The organism is Lysobacter sp. GQ73 (genome assembly GCF_059758755.1).
On sequence record NZ_JCAXEE010000002.1, the window covers coordinates 44,924 to 62,053 of the forward strand.

The following is a 17,130-nucleotide window of genomic DNA, read 5'->3' on the forward strand; positions in this document are numbered from 1 at the left end:
TGCCACGACTGACCTCGATACTCGCGACGCTGCTTGCATTCATCCGGCCAATTACAATCGACGATCGGCTCGAGCGCCCAATGCTGTACGTAATACCAACAATCGGCGCGAAGCTCGTAAGTGTCGACTGCATTGCCGTTGTACTTGACGTCTTAACGTATCGGCGAGATTTGTTGCACTTGGAACTGCTCGACGACTGGGAACCACCCCTGCTTCCCATCCGGCCCTATCCCCTTCCAGACTCGACCCGGCTTGAGATCGCGCTCGTCCCGTACAAACCTGTTTAGTTTTTCGTCATAGCGATATTTCGCCGTCGCCGGCCCGCGCCCATCTTCCGTGACCCACTTGGGGTAACGCGGGTCGCCAGGCTCGGTGTTGCTCTTCCAGTAATACGGGTACTTGCTCTTAACCGGCTGAGCGGTGAACGCGACCCGAAGATCGCCACGAAGCTCGTCGCAAACAACGCAGAAGCGGTCTCAAATATTGGACTTGGCTGTTCATTGAACGCTCCATCACGCATCCATGGCGACTCCGACCCCGACGCAGTTGGCCTTAGTATCCGTAGACAGCCCGAGAAATCACATTTTGAACCTAAGCCTTCATCGCCATGCTCACCGCAAATCAGGCCCCGCACAAGAGCACACGAAAGTTGCGGTAATCGCGCGAAACGCCCACCTCAAACAAAACGGCCGCGGGGAGCTTGAGCTCCACCGCGGCCGTTTCTTTATCGACACCGCGCGAGCAGTGCCGACTGTCGCCGGGGGTTACTTCGCCGGACGCTGATCCGCCGTTTCGTCGCGCTGAGCGCGGAACTCGGAATCCTCGCTCCAGTTCGGCCAGCGCCTGGAGTTGGCGAGGTCGTTGCCGAGGGTGTACAGGACCTGCAGGTCGCGGACCATGCCGCCGAAAGTCCAACTGGCTTCCCAGTGGTCGGCGGGCTGGTGGTAACGATCGCGGGTGTAGGCGTCGCTTTCGGCTTTGCCGGCGGCGGCGCCGCCGTCGATCTTGTCTTCGCCCGAACCGAACGAGATCGCCGGGACGCCGCGCTTGGCGAAGGGGAAATGATCGGAACGGAAGAAGTGGCCGGCCTCGGGCTTGGGATCGGTGACGTAGCTGAGGTTCCAGCGTTGGCCGGTGGCGATCAGCTCGTCCAGCAGTTCCTGCTTGGCGCTGCCGGAGGTGGTGAAGTCGCGCGCCGGGCCGCTCGGGTCGAGCGCGTCCATGTTGATCACCGCGACGGTCTTGGCCAGCGGGTACAGCGGCTTGGACGAGTAGAACTCCGAACCGAGCAGGCCCTTTTCCTCGGCGGTCACCGCGAGGAACACCACCGAACGCTGGGGGCGCTTGCCCTTGGCGAAGGCGCGGCCCATCTCGATCAACGCGGCGGTGCCGGTGGCGTTGTCGACGGCGCCGTTGTAGATGGTGTCGCCCTTGGCGTCGGGCGCGCCGACGCCGAGGTGATCCCAGTGCGCGCTGTAGATGACGGTCTCGTCGGGCTTCTTGCTGCCCTCGACGCGGCCGACGATGTTCTGCGAGGTGATGACTTCGCTCTTGACCGCGTAATTGGCCGACAAGGTCACGCCCTTGAGCACGACCGGCTTGAAGTCGCGGGTCTGCGCCTGCTTCTTGAGCTTGTCGAAGTCGAGGCCGGCGCGCTTGAACAGATCGATGGCGAAGTCGCGCTGGATCCAGCCTTCCATGGTCGGGTGGGCGCTGCCGGGTTCGTCGCGGACCACGTCGAACATGGTGTTGGTGTTGGAGTTCTTGACCGTGGCCCAGCCGTAGGACGCCGGCGCGGTCTCGTGCACGATCAGCAGGCCGACCGCGCCGCGGCGCGCGGCTTCCTCGAACTTGTAGGTCCAGCGGCCGTAGTAGGTCATGGCCTTGCCGCCGAACTCGCCCTCGCCGGTCTCGAAGTCCGGGTCGTTGATCAGCACGACCGCGATCTTGCCCTTGAGGTCGACATTCTTGAAATCGTCCCAGTTGCGCTCGGGCGCGGTGACGCCGTAACCGGCGAACACCAGCGGCGCATTCTTGATCGCCACAGCCTTGGAGCCGTCGAGCGCGGCGCGCACGGCGATCTCGTTGCCCTGGGTCAGGACGCGGGCCTTCTTCTTCACCGTGACCGACAGCTTCGGCGCGCCCTCGATGTCCGAGCGCAGCAGCGGCACGGCCTGGGTCCACAGACGCTTGTTGCCCTGCAGGTCGCCGCCGGGCTGGATGCCGGCCGCCTTCATCTGGGCGACCACGTAGTCGATGGTCTTGGTTTCGCCGGCGGTGGCCGGACCGCGGCCTTCGAATTCGTCCGAGGACAAGGTCTTGACCTGCTCGGACAGGCGCTTGGCGTCGAACGCCGGCGCTTTCGGCGGCTTGGCCGGCTTTGCGGCGATCGCCGGCAGGGACAGGGCAGCCGCGCAAAGCACGGCCAGGGGAGTGGCGGTCAGCAGTTTCATAGGGGGCCCCTTGGTAGGTCGCCCGATACTAGCCATCCCCCCGGGGCGGGTCCACGGCCATACGGCATCTTGCCGGCGCGTCCCGGACGGACCGGGGCGCCGCCCAAGGGGCGGTGACCACCGTGCGCGGGGACGGTTGCAACGCAAGTGCGAGGGCGCGGTCGCGGCTACGCCGGGTTCGTGCGATCACGCCTCGCCTACGGCAGGGCCAGCACCAGTTTCCCGAACTCGGCCACTGCGGGGGTGCAGGCGCCCGGGCGGCGCAGCAGCACGAAGTCCGCCGGCGGCAACGGCGGCAGGCCGTATTCGCCGTCGACGATGCGCATGCCGGGCAGGACGTCGTCCTCCACCATCACGGTGATCCCCAGGCCGGCCGAGATCGCGGCGTTCAAGCCTTGCTGGCTCGGCGAGGTGAACATGACGTGCCACTCGACCTCGGTGCCGTCGAGCGCGGACACACCGACCAGGCGATTGATGCAGGGCGAAGGGTAGAACGCGAACGGCAGAGAGCGGCCGGCGCCGATGTCGAAGCTGTCGGATGCGACCCAGACGAAGCGGGTGCGCCGCAGCACCGTGTCCGCATTCTCGCCGGGCAAGGCGATGACCACGGCGAGATCGAGTTCGTCGGCATCGACCATCTGCCGCAGGTCCATGCTCATGCTCACGCTGACGTCCATGCGCACGTTCGGGAAAGCGCGGGTGAACTGGCATAGCAGATTGGGCAGCCGGTCGCCGATGAAGTTTTCCGGCACACCGAACCGCACCGCGCCGGTGATCGGCGACGGCTGGAAGCGCCGCGACAGGGCGTCGAGCGATTGCAGGATCTGCTCAGCGTGACGCAGGAAGTCTTCGCCGTCTTCGGTCAGAGTCAAGCGCCGGGTGGTGCGATGGAGCAGCGCGCGGCCGACTTGCTCTTCGAGGCGGCGGATCTGGTGGCTGACCGCGGACTGGGTCAGATGCAGGCGTTCGGCCGCGCGGGTGAAGCCGCCGGCATCGTTGACCGCGACGAAGGTGCGCAGCAGGGTCGGATCGAAGTCCATGGCCGCCTGGGCTCGGCCGATTAATGACGGCCTTTAATGAATTCTACAAAATTAAATCATTTCCATCATGAGTCCGGCTTGACCAGAATGGTCGCCATCGCATCCGGCCAAGCGATCGCGGGAGACCGCCGGCGCTGAGCCCGATGCCTGCGATCGCCGCGAAACAGGCGCTGTCGCACCTGCGCACCCATCGACGATCACGCGACGCCTGCGCGGCATCGCGGCGGATCCGCTCGCGCCGAAGTCTCGACGCCGCGATTCGCTTCCGATCGTCTCTCCTTTCCATCTTCGAGCACGTCGCCGTCGTGAGTCTGCCGCCATGAACCTGTCCCCCTCCGCCAGGAACCGTCTCGCCCTCGCCGCGATCAGCCTGGCCGCGTTGATGTTCGGCCTGGAAATCTCCAGCGTGCCGGTGATCCTGCCGACCTTGGAACACCAGTTGCACGGCGACCTGCGCGACATGCAGTGGGTGATGAACGCCTACACCCTCGCCTGCACCACCGTGTTGATGGCCGCCGGCACTCTCGCCGACCGTTATGGGCGCCGGCGGGTGTTCGTGATCAGCGTGATCGCGTTCGGCCTGACCTCGCTGCTGTGCGGCCTCGCCCAGAGCATGCCGGTGCTGATCGGCGGACGCTTCCTGCAGGGACTGGCCGGCGGCGCCATGCTGACCAGCCAGTTCGCGATTCTCTCGCACCAGTTTCGCGAAGGCCGCGAACGCAGCCGCGCATTCGCGGTGTTCGGCATCGTGTTCGGCTTCGGCCTGGGCTTCGGCCCGATCATCGGCGGCGCGATCGTCGCGCTGTCGAACTGGCACTGGGTGTTCCTGGTGCACGCGCCGCTGGCGCTGCTGACCTGGTCGCTGGTCGCCGCCGGCGCGCAGGAATCGCGCGAGGCGCAGTCGCATCGGCTGGACCTCGGCGGCCTGTCGACCCTGTCGCTGGGCGTGTTGGCGCTGACCTACTACATCACCCAGGCGCCGGAAGCGGGCTACGCCGATGCGAGCCTGCTGGGCGTGCTCGCGTTCGCCGCAGCGAGCCTGATCGCGTTCGTGTGGGTGGAAAGGCGCCACCCGCATCCGATGTTCGATTTCGGCGTGTTCCGCATCCGCGAATTTTCCGGCGCGATCATGGGCTCGGTCGGAATGAACTTCAGCTTCTGGCCGTTGATGATCTATCTGCCGATCTACTTCCAGAGCGCGCTGGGCTACGACGCGGTCGCCGCCGGTCTGGCTTTGCTCGCCTACACCCTGCCGACCCTGGCGATGCCGCCGCTGGCCGAACGCTGGTCGGCACGTTATCGGCCGGCCTGGATCATTCCGCTGGGACTATTGGCGATCGGCCTGGGCTTCATCGCGATGCGTTACGGCAGCGCGGTGGCCGGCGCGAGCTGGATGACGATGCTGCCGGGCGCGTTGTTGGCCGGCTGCGGTCTCGGCCTGACCAATACGCCGGTCAGCAATACCACCACCGCCTCGGTGCCGGCCTCGCGCACCGGCATGGCCTCGGGCATCGACATGAGCGCACGCCTGATCACCCTGGCGATCAACATCGCGCTGATGGGCTCGATCCTGGTCGCCGGCATCGCCGCGCATCTGCGTTCGGCCTATGGTTCGGGGCTCGCCGGAACGCAGCTGCGCAGCTTGGCCGGACGCGTCGCGGCCGGCGATGTCGGCGCGCTGCCCGGCGGCCTGGCGCTGTCGGGCGATGCACAGACGGTGGCGCGCGAGGCCCTCGTGCACGGCTTCGGCTGGGTGCTGTGGTACGGCGGCCTCGGCGTGTGCGTGCTCGCCGTGCTGAGTTTCTTCCTGTTCGCGCCGCTGCGCACGGCCGGCGCATCGGCGACGCCGGCCGAGGCCTGCGGGGGCTAGGCCGGACGAAGCCGGCCGTTGCGAGGCACTACCCGGTGAAGCCGCCGTTGCGGGCGCCAACTAGCGAAGCCGGCCGCTGCATGCCCTAACCAGCGAGCGCGGCCGCGGCATTAGAAGAACGCGATGCCCGGCCGCAGCACCGTCTGGAAGATCAACAGCAACGCCGCTACCGCGATCAGCGGCCCCCACGACGAACGCGGCGCCGTCACGGTCTCATGCAGGCGGTAGCTCGCGCACCAGGCGCCGGCCTGGATCCAGAACAAACCGATCACGAACTCGGCAACCGGCACGATCGCGACCTGATCGACGCTGCCGGGCACGCGCATCGCGATGATCAACGGCAAGGCGAGCAACGCCGGCAAAGTGGCGATGCGGAAGATGAAGCCGCTGCGCCGCCCGGGGGTGGCGATTTCGGCCGGGTCCTGCGCCAGGGCCAGCAGGGGCGCGACGAAGCGGATCGCGATGGCGGCGATGACCACCAGTGCGATCAGGCCGGCGACGAATTTGCTGGCGTCGGTCAGCTGCAGATAACCGAAGGCCATGCCGACGTCGTTCTGCGGCAGTACCGCGCCGACCACGATCTGCGGCAGCGACTGGAAGAAACCGTGGAAGGCCATCCAGATCGCGAACAAACGCCAGGTGGCCGTGCGCGGCGGGCGCGACCTGAGCCAGACGACGAAGCCCAGCGCGGTCAGCGCGATCGCCAAGGCGCCGGTGCCCTGAAACAGATGCGCCAGGGGATTGTCGCCGGTCCAATTGTGATTGTTGTGGTACAGCGTCGCGCGCAACCCGGGCGTCAATGCCTTGGGCACTACCAGGAACAGTTCCTGGATGAAGAAGATCAGGCTGAAGCACAGTGCGTACAACAGGCCGGAGTGCAGCGTGCGCTGCCAGCGCCAGGGGCCGGCCGGACTTGCTGGCTCGCTCGAGGTCGCGGTGCGGCTGCGCCACAGGCCGATCAGTCCCAGCAGGATCGGAGCGGCGATCGTGGTGGCCAGGGAGGCAATGAGGATGGGTTGGGCGTAGGGGCTCATGCGAACGGGTTCCGGTGCCAGCGGTTGTAGATACGACCGATGCGCGGCCGGTTGCATGAACGGGGCGACGCGCCACGCCGGTCCCTCGCCGGGTCAGGACCGGCGCTAGCCGCAGCCACCCAGCCCGGTCTCGCCGCGCGATATGAACTGGCCGCATATCCACACGCTCACCACGGCGCCACGCCGCCGCAAGAAAATCTTGTAGCAGCCCTTAGAAAACTTCGTTTGTCGGCAGGCTCCGCGCTTTCAATAATCAGTGACCCACAGGAGACCCCCATGCATCGACGCGACTTCCTGCACTGCGCCAGCGGCTTGCTGCTGACCGCCGGCCTCGGCCCTCATCTGAACGCATTCGCCGCGACCGCGGTCGCCGCGCCCACCAGCCGTTGGAGCGCGCAGTTGCGCGCATTGGAAAAGAACAGCGGCGGCCGCCTCGGCGTCGCCATGCTCGACACCGGCAGCGGCCGGCAGTTCGACTGGCGCGGCCGCGAGCGCTTCCCGATGTGCAGCACCTTCAAGTTTCTGCTCGCCGCGGCGGTGCTGCGCGAGGTCGAGCGCGGCAAGTTGGATCTGCAGAAGAAGATAGCCATCGCCAAGAGCGACCTGGTCGCCTATTCGCCGATGACCGAGCCGTTGGCCGGTTCCAGCGCCAGCGTCGCCCAGTTGTGCGAGGCGACGATGACGCTGAGCGACAATACCGCGGCGAATCTGTTGCTGCCGCTGGTCGGCGGCCCCGCCGGCCTGACCGCCTTCCTGCGCGGCATCGGCGACCCGACCACGCGCCTGGACCGAAAGGAGCCGGAACTCAACAGCGCCATCCCCGGCGACCCGCGCGACACCACCTCGCCGTTGGCGATGGTCGCGACGATGCGCAAGCTGTTGCTGCACGACGGCCTCAAGCCGGCTTCGCAGCGCCAGCTCACCGCCTGGCTGGTCGCCAACCGTACCGGCGACAAGCGACTGCGCGCCGGCGTACCGAAGGGCGCGCGGGTCGGCGACAAGACCGGCACCGCCGACACCACCAGCAACGACCTGGCGATCGTCTGGCTGCCGGAGCGCGCGCCGATCCTGCTCACCTGCTATCTGACCGGCTCGACCCTCGACGGCGCCGGACGCGATGCGATCCATGCCTCGGTCGCGCGACTTCTGTTTGGCCCGGTCGAGTCGAAGTAGACCTTCACCCGAGCGATAAAACTCCGCCCGCCGCCGCGCCACCCGGCGCGGCGGCGGGCGATGCGGAGCCATACGTCCTCAGGCGCTGGCCTGCCAATGCGCGCGCAGTTCGTCGTTGAACTCGGCCCAACGCTCTTCCGGGAAGAAGATCCGCGCGCCTTCGAACTCCACGCGCTTGCGGGTGCCGGGTATCGCATCGGCCAGCCACTGCGACCAGCGGGTCGGGAAGAACACGTCGTCGGTGCCCCAGGCGATCAGGGTCGGCGCCTGCAGACGCCTGAGCTCGCGCTCGATGGCGAGCGTGTGCGCGTTATCGAACGCGGCCAGGAAACGCTGCAGATCGCGGGTGCGCTGCTCGCTGCGCAGCAAGGGCCGCAGATAGGTCTCGATGCTCTCGTCCGACAGCGACTGCGGGTCTTCATAGGCCAAGCCCAATGCCTGCGGCGAACGGTAGACGCTCTTGTCGGCAAGCATGGCCCGGAGCGCATCGCCGAGTCCGCCGCCGGCCGCCATCGCCAGGAATGGCTTGAACGCTTCCGGCGGCCAGTTGTCGTGCGTATCGCAGTTGGTCAGGGCGAAGCTGCGCACGCGCTGCGGATGCAGGGCGGCGAAGATCTGGGCGATGCCGCCGCCGCTGTCGTTGCCGACCAGGTCGACCTGGTCGATGCCGAGGGCGTCGAGGAATTCGGCAAGCATCCGCGCATTGGCGGTGACCGACACGTCCTGGTCGGGCGCGATCTCGGTGTCGCCGTGCGCCAGCAGGTCGACGGCGACGCAACGGCGCAGGTCGGACAGATGCGCGAGCTGGTGCCGCCAAAGGTGTCCGTTGAGCAACACGCCGTGGACGAACAGCGCGACCGGCCCGCTGCCTTGTTCGCGGTAGGCGATGCGGCCCGACGGCGTCTGCACGCTGGCCTGGGTGGGGCAGGAAAGATTGCCGTCCATGTTCAGCCCTGACCCGGCGCAGCGGCGGAGCCGTAGGCCTCCTTGAGCTTGCGTGCGCAATCGTCGCAGCAGACTTCCACCGCCTTGCCGCCGATCTTGACCTGATAGGTGTTCTCGTCGAGCGGGCAGTCGCAGGCCGCGCAGGTTTTTTCCGTCATGACAGCTTCTCCGAATCGCCCGAACGCCGGGCGATGTCAGTAGGCCATCGGCGCCGCGGGACCGCTGTCAGAATCTTTAGCGAGTCGCTGCCGGCTAGCGCTGCAGGGCCGACTGGCGGAATTCGGTCGGGCTGCGGCCGTAGGCCTGCTGGAAGGCCGCGCTGAAATGGCTGTGGCTGGAGAATCCCAGTTCCAGGCTGAGCTGGGTCAGATCGTCGTACTGCGCCAGCAGGTCCAGCGCGCGCGCCAGCCGCAGGCGCAGCTGATAGCGGTACAGCGGCAAGCCCTCGACCTGTTTGAACACTTGGGTCAGATACACCGGCGACACCCTGACCTCGGCGGCGATCTCGTCCAGCGCCCAGCGCCGCGACAGATCGCTGGCGAGAACCAGCTTGGTGCGGTCGACCAGGCGCTGCCGCCCGAGGCTGGCGCCGGCCGCGTGCGAGGTGCGCGGCCCGAGCGAGCGCTGGACCAGGGTCAGGGCCAGGCTTTCGGCCTCCAGCGACTCGGCGATGTCCTCGCGCAGGCTGTGGCGCAGCAGCGCCACCAGCGCCTGCGCACGCGGGTCGATGCGTAGGCGCGGCTGCCGGAACGCCAGCGCGGCGCCTTCTCGCAACAACGCCGGCGGCGCGAGTTCGCGCAGCATGTCCTCCTCGACCCACACCGCCAGACTGGCGTCGCCGCCGGGCACCGGATGGGCGATGCGCCCGGCTTCGCCGGCGTTGAAGAACAACACCTGCCCGGCCTCGGCCACCGCGGCATCCTCGCCGACCTGGCGTACGTACAGGCCGCGGTAGGGAAACATCAGGTGAGTCGCGCCCGCGCAGGCTTCGGCATGCGCATGCTCGCCGCTGCCGGGACAGCACAGGTCCCAGACCGCGACGGTCGGCGTCTGCAACAGCGGCGCTACGGTGAATTCGGACATGCCTGCCTGGTCGCGGTCCCGCCTGGGAACGATCGACGCGCCGACTTTGCGATGCCCGGCGCCGATCGAGGCCGGTCAGGATACCGCCCGCGACGGGGGAACAGGCTTCAACGCGGGAATTCGAGCACCGTGTTCGAGCCCGGCTGCTCGCCCTTGCGCTCGGCGGCGACGCCTTCGGCGAGCGGCTGCCAGGGCGCCTTGCCGAGCCGGTCGAGGCTTTCGTAACGCCCGAGCAGGCGGAAGCCGGTCAGGCCGTAGGGCAAGCCTTCCGACGACAAGGGCTTGGTGCCGTCGGCGACGTGGAAATGCAGATGCGGGCCGGTCGAGTCGCCGGTGAAACCGAGCGCGGCGATGGTCTGGCCGCGGCGCACCGGGTCGCCCACGCGCACCTTGAGGCTGCCCGGCTGCAAGTGTTCGTAGGCGACGTAGCGGCCGTCGGCGAGCGCCAGCACCACGTAGTTGCCGGGCGCCTCGTCGAAGTCGTGCTTGGGGTTGTCGGCCACGCGCGCGGTCTCGACCGCATCGTCGCGCACCGCCGCGACCCGCGCGTCGGCGACCGCGAGCACCTCGGCGCCGTAGCCCAGGCTGCTCGCCACCAGCTCCGGATCGCCGTTGACGGTTTTTCCGGACGGGTCGACCTTCACCCAGTCGATCGCGTGCCGGCCCGGCAGGCGCGCGCGTCCGTCCATGGTGTAGAACACGCGGCGATGGCCGCGCGGCCAGTCGGGCGAGTGGATCGCGACCCAGGGCCCGCCGCGCAACGGCGGCCCGAGCAGTACCGGGGCCGGCTCGCCGACCTCGACGCGCGCGCCCTCGACCGAATTCGCCGCCTCCGCCGCAAGCCTGCGGAACCCCAGCGCATGCCGCAGCTTGCGCGGCGCGCGGGTGCCGACGTCGAGTTCGAGATAGACCACGCCGCGCTCGCCCGGCCGCAAGGCGGCGAGGCTGGCGCCGGGCCGGCCGACGACGCGGGAGCGCGCGGCCAGGTCCTTGCCGGCGAAACGCTGGATCAGCGCGCCGCTGGCGTCGTCGATCACCCGCAGTTCGTCCACCGCCAGTTCGGCCTCGTTGAAACTGGTCAGGTGCAGTTCGTAATACAGCCGCTGCCGGCCGTCCTGCGTCACCGGCGTCGGCGCCTGCGGCACCGTGAGGTCGAAGGAATCGACCAGGCTCGCGTCCGCGGCGCGCGCGGCCGCCGGCAACGCGAGCAGGGAAGACAGCGCAAGGCAAAGGGCGAGCGGTCGCAACATCGCGGGGAATCCTGTCGAAAGCCGGAGCGGTGGCGCTCGCGCAGGCGGTGGCCTGACGATACGGGCGCCGTAGTCGAAGCCGCGACGCAGGTAGCTGTCCCGCATCCGTCGTGTCGCGTGGCGGCATCATCCCATGCCGGATCGGCCCGCATGGGCATGACTCTCGACCTAGATTTGTATCGGGTATGTTCGCGGAGGGCGATGGCCACGGCCGGGAGTGCGCATCGCCGGCCGCATTCACCTCGTCACCATCGCTTGCGCAGCAGGCCGCGGTTCGCGGTCGCGGCTTGCGCCGCTCCTACCCAAGAGCATGCCGCGGTGCCCAACGTTCCGTTGCCGTTGCCGTTGCCGTTGCCGTTGCCGTGAATTTTGATTTGCTTTGTCGCTTTGCCGGTCGAAAGCTGACCCGTAGGGCGGCCCGCAGGGAGGCGGGCGGTGCGCAAGCAGGCCAGGGATCGCCTGTCTGGAGCCTCCCTGCGTCGGCTTCGATCGCGCGGGCTTATGCCCTTGCAAGAAGAAGCACTTTTCTTTGGCGACTTTCTTTGTTGCTTTGGACGAGAAAGTTACCCGCACCCTTTAGGGGGCGGAAGCTTTGCTATTGCTGTGGCTTCACCGCCTCACGGCCGGTGACGCGGCGACCGGAGACAGCGCGGTCGCAGCTTGCGCCGCTGCTACCCTCGCGAAAGCACGCGGCTTCGATGAGCAGCGTCGGCGCTGCCGCTTCTGTCCATCCCGTGGTCGCGGCTTGCGCCGCTCCTACAGAGGGCACCAAAAACGCCACGAGGCTGCCCCTCACAGACCGTGTCGCATCCCCGCAACGAGCAAGCCCGCCGAAGCCGGGATGTTGTGACCGGCGCCTCACTCCGTGGGGGCGATGCGATGCGCGATGGCCGCCGCCGACCGCGAGCTGCGTGTGTTGCTTATGTCGCCGCAGCGCGACCGCTCGTATCGACCCGGCCCGGGCGTCCCTTCCGCATGCGCAAGCGCCACGAGGACGTCATGCCCGACACGCCCACTCCGCCCGGCCCGCCTACCCCGCCGAATCTGCTCGTCATCCTGGTCGACCAACTGCGCTTTCCGCGTTTCGCCTATGGCCCTAACGGCGGCTTCGCGCCCGGCCTGAAGGAGATCGTCGGTTTCCAGGGCGAGCCCGAAGCCGACAACGCCTATCGCGAGTTCTTCCCCGGGCTGTGGTCGCTGCGCCGGCACTCGGTGGTGCTGCGTCGCCACACTATCGCCTCCTCGGCCTGCATTCCCAGCCGCACCGCCTTGATGACCGGCCAATACGGCGCCCGCACCGGCGTGACCCAGACCGATGGCCTGTTCAAGAACGGCGATGCCGCGGCGTTTCCGTGGCTTGCCGCCGACGGCATTCCGACTCTCGGCCACTGGTTCCGCGGCGCCGGCTACAAGACCCATTATTTCGGCAAATGGCACGTCAGCAATCCGCCCGGCCACAGCCTGCAGGAGTACGGGTTCGACGACTGGGAGCTGTCCTGGCCGGAGCCGCACGGCTCGAGCATCAACAACCTCGGCGCTTACCGCGACATCGGCTTTTGCGACCTGGTCTGCGGCTTCCTGCGCAGCCAGGGCCTGGGCCTGCCGTACAACCGCAGGCTCGCGCAGCACGATCAGAGCCATCCGCTCTCGCCCGACCCAAGCACCGAGCCCAGGCCTTGGCTCGCGGTCGCTTCGTTCGCCAATCCGCACGACATCGCGACCTACCCGGGTTTGCCGCGCGGGCTCGACCCGAACGCGCCGCCGCTCGGTCCGCTGCCGGTGCCCGCGCAAGGCACGCGCAGCAATCCGCCGACCGCCGGCAGCCTGCAGTTGGAACTCAATCCGCGCGGGTTTCCGCAGGACAATGCGAAGCTGCCGCCGAGCTTGGACGAGGCCCTGCTCAACAAGCCGAGTTGCCAGTTCGACTACGCCTACAAGATGGGGCTCGCACTGGCGTCCAAGAGCGGGCTGGCGGCGCAGGACCAGGCCGGCCTCGACGCTGTCAACGCTGCGCTCGCCGCCGGAATTCCGTTCCAGCTGACCCGCGATCCCGAGCAGGCCGCGTTGCGCTTCGTCCAGTACTACGCCTGGCTGCAGCACCTGGTCGACGGCCACATCAAGCGGGTGCTCGACGCGCTCGACGAATCCGGGCAGCGCGACAACACCATCGTCGTGTTCCTGGCCGACCACGGCGAGTACGGCGCCGCGCACGGGTACATGATCGAGAAGTGGCATACCGCCTATCAGGAGGCCCTGCACGTGCCGGTGGTGATCCACTCGCCGCGGGTCAATGCACAGCCCGACATGCGCCAGATCGATGCGCTGACCAGCCACGTCGACATCGTGCCGACCCTGCTCGGCCTGGCCGGCGTGGGCGAACAGGAAGTCGCGCAGATCCGCGACAGCCTGCGCCAGACCCGGCCGGTGCCGCCGTTCCCCGGCGTCGACCTGAGCCCGGTGATCCACGGCCGCGAAACCGTGCCGAAGGGCCCCGACGGCCGTCCACGCGAAGGTATCCTGTTCGCCACCGACGACGAGATCACCGAGCGCCTGCGCGGCCACCTCGATCCGCATCAGTTGCATTCCGACCGCGAGTTCAAGACCTTCCTCGAAATGGTCGAGGTGGTGCGCGACGGCAGCAGCCCGCTGCCCTACAACGGCCCGGTGCCGCGGCTCGCGCCGGGCCCGGTGCGCCAGCCCAACCATGTGCGCTGCGTGCGTTCGGGCGAATGGAAGTTGGCGCGCTACTGGGACCCGAGCGGCGTCGAAGCCGACCAGTGGGAGCTTTACGATCTTGAGCACGACGGCTGCGAGCTGACCAACCTGCTGGTCACCGACGCCAGTTTTCCGACCCCGATTCCGCTGCTGCCGCCGCACTACACCGATGCGCGAATCGTCGACACCGCCGAACGCCTGTACCGGCTGATGCAGCGCTACGAGAAGGAAATGCTGTCGACGCCGGAGCAGGACGGCGTGGCCGCGGCGGTCGCCTAGACGCGAGCCGACCTGCCGACAACGCTCCGACCCGATGCGCCGGGTCGGGCGCTGCCGCCGCCCCGGCTCAGCGCGGCCGCGCTGCGGCCGCATCCGAGCCCACCAGCGCCGCCCGCTTCGACTACCCTGTGCCGAGCCCGTGCGGCCCGGGTTCGTGCCCGCCCGCGCGAGGCGCATCGTTCCGCACCGCCCAGGCACCGACCGAGCCGCCGGCTCCGGGTTGCCGCGTGCCTCGTTCAACCCTAGGAAGCCGCATGACCGCTTACGTCCGTCCCGCCACGCGCGCCCGCCGCACCCGTACCGCGCTCGTCTGCGCGCTGGCCCTGCTGACCGCGCCGTGGTCGGCGCAGGCGGCGAGCGATATCCCCTCGCAGGCGCGGATCAAGGCCGCGGTCGACAAGGCCTATGCGGCGGCCAAGGACAACACCGCAGGCAAGAACGCCGACTACATTCCGGCCCTGGCCGAGGTGCCTTCGGGCCTGTTCGGCATCGCCGTGGTCACGGTGGAAGGCAAGGTCTATACGATCGGCGACGCCGGCGTCGAGTTCGCGATCGAATCGGTGTCCAAGCCCTTCGCTGCCTCGTGGGTGATCGAGAAGAAAGGCGAGCAGTGGCTCGAAGACAAGATCGGCGTCAACCAGACCGGCATGCCGTTCAATTCCATCCTGGCTTTGGAAACCCACGCCCAGACCAAGCCGGCGATGAACCCGCTGGTCAACGCCGGCGCGATCGCCGTCGACAGTTGGATCGAACCGGCCGAACCGGCGGCGCGCTGGGCGACGATCTCGCAACTGATGAACGACTACGCCGGCCGCCAGCTCAGCCTCAACGACGTCGTCTATCAATCCGAAGCCAGCAGCAACGAACACAACCGCGCGATCGCGCGCCTGCTCAAGGGCTACGGCACGCTCGACGGCGACCCGGAAGTCGCACTCGACCTCTACACCCGCCAGTGCTCGATCAACGTCACCGCCCAGGACCTCGCAGTAATGGGCGCGACCCTCGCCAGCGGCGGTCGCAACCCGGTCAGCGGCAAGCGCATCGTCGGCGCCGACACCGCCGAGCGGACGCTCGCAGTGATGGCCACCACCGGCCTGTACGAAACCAGCGGCGCGTGGGCCTGGAACGTCGGCCTGCCGGCCAAGTCCGGCGTCGGCGGCGGCATCGTCGCGGTCGCTCCGGGCAAGTTCGCCATCGCCACCTTCGCCCCGCCGCTCGACGCCGCCGGCAACTCGGTCAAGGGCCAGCAGGCCATCGAATCGATCGTCCGCGACCTGATCGGTGCCGGCGTCTTCGAAACCGGGCACTGAGCACGCGAACGTCGGACACTCGGCGCGGCCACCGCCGCGCCGGATCCCGCCCGGCCCCCACGCTTCGCTCCGGCCTGACCCGTCATCGACCGGGCCCCGCATCTGGACGACCGCGAGCACCGATGGCGCCGATCGGCAGCACAACCTCGCGCGCTCGGCGCCAGCGGCGGCACGCAGCCAGCGACACCTGCGCGCCACCGCACTGCGCCGTCTCCAGGCACGCGCTTAAACAAGTCTTAACCCCGGGCCGCTACGGTCTCGGCGCTCGGCCTGTCGCGCCGCGCCCTTCCCCACTCCTCCCAGGACTTCTCGCATGCGCATCGCCCGGATCGCTTCGTCGCTCGTGCTGCTGCTTCCGTTCGGACTGTACGCCCAGGTATCCCCGGTAGACGGCGAAGAACGCGCCGACGTACCGCCTTCGCGCTGGAGCGTCGGCATCGCCGCCGGCGCCCGCACCGAGATCTATGCCGGCGAAGGCAGTCACAGCCGGGTGGTCCCGTTCGCCGGCTATGAAGGCGAACGTTTCTACTGGCGCGGCCTCGACGCCGGCTACCACTTGCTCAAGCGCGACGGCTTCGTCCTCGACGGCTTCATCGCCGGCCGCCTCGACGCGATGGACGCCGACGACTTCGGCGCCGCGGCATTGGCGCAGCGCGGCATCGACCGCGACCTGCTCGAAGACCGCGACGACAGCATCGATGCGGGCCTTGCGGCCAGTTGGCGCGGCACGGCGGGCGAAGTCACCCTGGCGCTGAAGGCCGACATCGCCGACAAGAGCGGCGGCTACGAAGCCGACGTCAGCTACAACTACCCCTTCCAGGCCGGCGGCATGCTGTTCACGCCCAGCGTGGGCGTCTCGGTCTGGTCCAAGGACCTGGCCAATTATTACTACGGCACGCTCGACGAAGAAATCGCCCGCGGCGTGGCCAGCTACCGCCCCGGCAGCGTCACGATTCCGCACGCCGGCCTCATGATCGCCAAGCCCTTCGCGAAAAAATGGCGATTCATCGCCAACCTCAGCTATCAGGTGCTGCCCGACGAAATCCAGGACAGCCCGCTGGTCGAGGACGGCACCGAGGGCGTCGGCAGCGTATTCATGGGCCTGTCGCGAAATTTCTGAGCGCGTCCGGCTGCGGGAACGTCCGATTACCGGATGCTGCCGGACCGGAAGGGCTCCCTGCGGAGCCCTTCGCACAAGAGTCGGCTCCGGGAATCGGGAATCGGGAATCGGGATCTAAACTCGGCGACCGGTGTCCGCGCCCGCGACTTACTCGTCCGCGATCTTCGCCAGTTTCTTGAACACGCTCTCGCCGACCGAAGCCGAGAGGTGATTGAGGCCCATCACGATGTTGGCCGAAGTGTCGGAGACCTCGAACTCCTCGCCGCCGTGCCGCACCCGCAGCCCGAGCCGGTCGCGTCCGGCCATCACGCCGAACATCACCCGCACGCCGGGCGGACGCTGACGGATGTCGACGATCGCAACCTCGGCCACGTCGGTGTTCGACACGCCCATCGAATGTTCGGCCGCCTGCGCGGCGTAGGCCTGCTCGATCAACGGCGGCACCTTGTCGTTGCGCTCGCACTCGCCGCAGTCCCAACGGATGTCCAACTTGGGCACGCTGGGGTAAGACGCGGCGACGGCCGCTTCGGCCGCGGCGATCGCGGCGTTCCGCGCCGACTCGGCGGCGGCCGCCTCGGGGCCCTCGGCATCGGTAAGGTCCTGCGCCAACGCGCACGGGGACACCGTGGCGGCAACGAACCAGATCAAACAAAACAGAACATCCCTGCTCATACCGTCTCTCGTTGGAGGAATCCCGGCCGGGGCGGCCATGCTGCAGGCCGGGCTCACGCCCGTGCATCCTCGTTGCAAACGCCCGCATCCCCGCGCGGATCATAACAGCCAGTCTTGCGCCGGCGAGGCGCCGCGCAGCCCTCGAGATCGTCATCGTCCGTTCGCGCTGCGGCACCGCGGTCGCCG

13 protein-coding genes are annotated in these 17,130 nt (G+C 68.2%); 5 read left to right on the forward strand and 8 right to left on the reverse strand.

Translation table 11 applies throughout. From position 1 onward, the window contains the following. Positions 1–764: 764 nt before the first annotated feature. A complete protein-coding gene (locus tag AC6CH2_RS05185; RefSeq protein ID WP_498268262.1) occupies positions 765–2,453 on the reverse strand; it encodes a M28 family metallopeptidase in 1,689 nt (562 codons plus the stop codon). A 197-nt stretch (positions 2,454–2,650) separates the two neighbouring features. Beyond that, entirely contained in the window at positions 2,651–3,493 is an 843-nt protein-coding gene (locus AC6CH2_RS05190; RefSeq protein ID WP_498268263.1) for a LysR family transcriptional regulator, read from the reverse strand. A gap of 319 nt (positions 3,494–3,812) precedes the next feature. Between AC6CH2_RS05190 and AC6CH2_RS05195 the strand changes: the two genes are divergently transcribed. Then, positions 3,813–5,363 carry an MFS transporter gene (locus AC6CH2_RS05195; protein ID WP_498268264.1) on the forward strand — a complete coding sequence of 517 codons (1,551 nt, stop codon included), beginning with the start codon at positions 3,813–3,815 and terminating at the stop codon, positions 5,361–5,363. Between the two features lie 110 nt (positions 5,364–5,473). On the opposite strand, the gene AC6CH2_RS05200 is transcribed toward AC6CH2_RS05195, so the two are convergent. Next, positions 5,474–6,397, reverse strand: coding sequence for a hypothetical protein (locus AC6CH2_RS05200; RefSeq protein WP_498268265.1), 924 nt, complete (start codon positions 6,395–6,397; stop codon positions 5,474–5,476). Between the two features lie 276 nt (positions 6,398–6,673). Between AC6CH2_RS05200 and bla the strand changes: the two genes are divergently transcribed. Beyond that, positions 6,674–7,570, forward strand: coding sequence for a class A beta-lactamase (gene bla / locus AC6CH2_RS05205; protein ID WP_498268266.1), 897 nt, complete (start codon positions 6,674–6,676; stop codon positions 7,568–7,570). A 78-nt stretch (positions 7,571–7,648) separates the two neighbouring features. On the opposite strand, the gene AC6CH2_RS05210 is transcribed toward bla, so the two are convergent. The 4 genes from AC6CH2_RS05210 to AC6CH2_RS05225 all read right to left on the reverse strand — a co-directional run bounded on the left by AC6CH2_RS05210 (position 7,649) and on the right by AC6CH2_RS05225 (position 10,848). After that, entirely contained in the window at positions 7,649–8,515 is an 867-nt protein-coding gene (locus AC6CH2_RS05210; protein WP_498268267.1) for an alpha/beta fold hydrolase, read from the reverse strand. A gap of 2 nt (positions 8,516–8,517) precedes the next feature. Next, a complete protein-coding gene (locus tag AC6CH2_RS05215; protein WP_435394563.1) occupies positions 8,518–8,673 on the reverse strand; it encodes a hypothetical protein in 156 nt (51 codons plus the stop codon). A 94-nt stretch (positions 8,674–8,767) separates the two neighbouring features. Beyond that, the gene (locus AC6CH2_RS05220; RefSeq protein ID WP_498268268.1) at positions 8,768–9,598 is read right to left on the reverse strand and encodes a helix-turn-helix transcriptional regulator; all 831 of its coding nucleotides are present in this window, start codon (positions 9,596–9,598) and stop codon (positions 8,768–8,770) included. Between the two features lie 107 nt (positions 9,599–9,705). Continuing rightward, positions 9,706–10,848: a M23 family metallopeptidase gene (locus AC6CH2_RS05225; protein ID WP_498268269.1), complete on the reverse strand. Its 1,143-nt coding sequence runs from the start codon at positions 10,846–10,848 to the stop codon at positions 9,706–9,708. Positions 10,849–11,847: 999 nt separating this feature from the next. Here AC6CH2_RS05225 and AC6CH2_RS05230 point away from each other — a divergent pair. The 3 genes from AC6CH2_RS05230 to AC6CH2_RS05240 all read left to right on the forward strand — a co-directional run bounded on the left by AC6CH2_RS05230 (position 11,848) and on the right by AC6CH2_RS05240 (position 16,272). Next, on the forward strand, positions 11,848–13,842 hold the full coding sequence (locus tag AC6CH2_RS05230) for a sulfatase-like hydrolase/transferase (protein WP_498268270.1): 1,995 nt from the start codon (positions 11,848–11,850) through the stop codon (positions 13,840–13,842). A 254-nt stretch (positions 13,843–14,096) separates the two neighbouring features. After that, complete coding sequence (gene glsA, locus AC6CH2_RS05235; protein ID WP_498268271.1) at positions 14,097–15,152, forward strand: glutaminase A; 1,056 nt, start codon at positions 14,097–14,099, stop codon at positions 15,150–15,152. Between the two features lie 313 nt (positions 15,153–15,465). Beyond that, the gene (locus AC6CH2_RS05240; RefSeq protein ID WP_498268272.1) at positions 15,466–16,272 is read left to right on the forward strand and encodes a MipA/OmpV family protein; all 807 of its coding nucleotides are present in this window, start codon (positions 15,466–15,468) and stop codon (positions 16,270–16,272) included. Positions 16,273–16,419: 147 nt separating this feature from the next. Here the strand turns inward: AC6CH2_RS05240 and AC6CH2_RS05245 are convergent, their stop codons facing one another. Next, a complete protein-coding gene (locus tag AC6CH2_RS05245) occupies positions 16,420–16,983 on the reverse strand; it encodes a hypothetical protein (RefSeq protein ID WP_498268273.1) in 564 nt (187 codons plus the stop codon). Positions 16,984–17,130: the final 147 nt, after the last annotated feature.

Excerpts from the sequence above, each read along its gene's own strand:
- AC6CH2_RS05185 (WP_498268262.1), bottom strand. The coding sequence starts at position 2,453 with ATGAAACTGCTGACCGCCACTCCCCTGGCCGTGCTTTGCGCGGCTGCC.
- AC6CH2_RS05190 (WP_498268263.1), bottom strand. The coding sequence starts at position 3,493 with ATGGACTTCGATCCGACCCTGCTGCGCACCTTCGTCGCGGTCAACGAT.
- AC6CH2_RS05195 (WP_498268264.1), top strand. The coding sequence starts at position 3,813 with ATGAACCTGTCCCCCTCCGCCAGGAACCGTCTCGCCCTCGCCGCGATC.
- AC6CH2_RS05200 (WP_498268265.1), bottom strand. The coding sequence starts at position 6,397 with ATGAGCCCCTACGCCCAACCCATCCTCATTGCCTCCCTGGCCACCACG.
- bla (WP_498268266.1), top strand. The coding sequence starts at position 6,674 with ATGCATCGACGCGACTTCCTGCACTGCGCCAGCGGCTTGCTGCTGACC.
- AC6CH2_RS05210 (WP_498268267.1), bottom strand. The coding sequence starts at position 8,515 with ATGGACGGCAATCTTTCCTGCCCCACCCAGGCCAGCGTGCAGACGCCG.
- AC6CH2_RS05215 (WP_435394563.1), bottom strand. The coding sequence starts at position 8,673 with ATGACGGAAAAAACCTGCGCGGCCTGCGACTGCCCGCTCGACGAGAAC.
- AC6CH2_RS05220 (WP_498268268.1), bottom strand. The coding sequence starts at position 9,598 with ATGTCCGAATTCACCGTAGCGCCGCTGTTGCAGACGCCGACCGTCGCG.
- AC6CH2_RS05225 (WP_498268269.1), bottom strand. The coding sequence starts at position 10,848 with ATGTTGCGACCGCTCGCCCTTTGCCTTGCGCTGTCTTCCCTGCTCGCG.
- AC6CH2_RS05230 (WP_498268270.1), top strand. The coding sequence starts at position 11,848 with ATGCCCGACACGCCCACTCCGCCCGGCCCGCCTACCCCGCCGAATCTG.
- glsA (WP_498268271.1), top strand. The coding sequence starts at position 14,097 with ATGACCGCTTACGTCCGTCCCGCCACGCGCGCCCGCCGCACCCGTACC.
- AC6CH2_RS05240 (WP_498268272.1), top strand. The coding sequence starts at position 15,466 with ATGCGCATCGCCCGGATCGCTTCGTCGCTCGTGCTGCTGCTTCCGTTC.
- AC6CH2_RS05245 (WP_498268273.1), bottom strand. The coding sequence starts at position 16,983 with ATGGCCGCCCCGGCCGGGATTCCTCCAACGAGAGACGGTATGAGCAGG.